Origin of the sequence: Caulobacter sp. D5 (assembly GCF_003185805.1) — a bacterium.
Taxonomy (GTDB): domain Bacteria; phylum Pseudomonadota; class Alphaproteobacteria; order Caulobacterales; family Caulobacteraceae; genus Caulobacter.
On the sequence record NZ_QHJY01000099.1, the window covers coordinates 1 to 1,505 of the forward strand.

At 68.4% G+C, this 1,505-nt stretch carries 1 protein-coding gene; it reads left to right on the plus strand.

Translation table 11 applies throughout. The features are described 5' to 3' along the window. The coding region (locus DMC18_RS07450) for an ammonium transporter (RefSeq protein WP_110132813.1) at nt 1–1,416 on the plus strand (1,416 nt) is incomplete at its 5' end. Nucleotides 1,417–1,505: the final 89 nt, after the last annotated feature.

The following is a 1,505-nucleotide window of genomic DNA, read 5'->3' on the forward strand; positions in this document are numbered from 1 at the left end:
GCGCCCGCCGAGGCCGCGCCGGCCCCGGCCGCCGCTCCGGCCGCCGCACCCGCTCCCGCCGCCGCTCCGACCATCGTCGACAAACAGGACAAGGGCGACAACGCCTGGATGCTGACCTCGGCGCTGCTGGTGCTGCTGATGATCCTGCCGGGCCTGGCCCTGTTCTACGGCGGCCTGGTCCGCTCGAAGAACATGCTGTCGGTCATGATGCAGGTCTCGACCGTGGCCCTGATCGGCTTCGTCGCCTGGTTCCTGTGGGGCTACAGCTTCGCCTTCACCGACGGCGGACACTGGGACACCTTCGTCGGGGGTCTAGGCCGCCTGTTCCTGAAGGACGTCACGCCGTCCAGCGTGGTCGCCACCTTCTCGACCGGCGTCGTGATCCCGGAACTGACCTTCATCGCCTTCCAGTCGACCTTCGCCGCCATCACCGCGGCCCTGGTGGTCGGCTCGCTGGTCGAGCGCATGAAGTTCGCCGCCATCGTGGCCTTCGCCGTGCTGTGGCCGCTGCTCTCGTACTACCCGATGGCCCACATGGTCTGGTGGTGGCCGGGTCCGGACGCGATCGCTCTTAACCCGACCGCGCCCGTCAAGGCCGGCCTGATCTGGAGCTTCGGCGCCCTCGACTTCGCCGGCGGCACCGTGGTCCACATCAACGCCGGTATCGCCGCCCTGGTCGGCGCCATCATCCTCGGCAAGCGCCAAGGCTTCGGCAAGGAGCCGATGCCTCCGCACTCGCTGACCCTGACCCTGGTGGGCGCCGGCCTGCTGTGGGTGGGCTGGTTCGGCTTCAACGCCGGCTCGAACCTCGAGTCGAACGCCTATGCCTCGCTGGCCATGGTCAACACCTTCATCGCCACCGCCGCCGCCGGTCTGTCCTGGATCGTCGTCGAGTGGATCACCCGCAAGAAGCCGTCGGCCCTGGGCCTGGCCTCGGGCGTGGTCGCCGGCCTCGTCGCCGTCACCCCGGCCGCCGGCTTCGCCGGTCCGATGGGCGCCCTGATCCTGGGCCTGGTCGTCTCGCCGATCTGCATCATCTTCTGCTCGGCCGTTAAGAACGCCCTGAAGTACGACGACAGCCTGGACGCCTTCGGCATCCACGGCATCGGCGGCATCGTCGGCGCCATCGGCACCGGCCTGGTGGTCAATCCCGCCTGGGGCGGCGCCGGCGTCGTCGACTACACCTCGTGCGCCAAGGACGGCGACATCTCGACCTGCGACACCGCCGCCTACGACCTGGTCACCCAGGTTATCGCCCAGCTGAAGGGCGTGGGCGTCACGATCGTCTGGTCGGCCGTCGCCTCGATCATCGTCTTCCTGGTCATCAAGCTGGTGATCGGCCTGCGCGCCTCGCCGGACGCCGAAGAAGAAGGTCTGGACATCTCCGAACACGGGGAACGCGCCTACCACAGCTGAGCCTTCGGGCTCCGCTGGTAAGCGGTCCAAAAAAAAGAAGGGCGCGGAAGCTTCGGCCTCCGCGCCCTTTTTCTTTGCCGGCTCGGTGC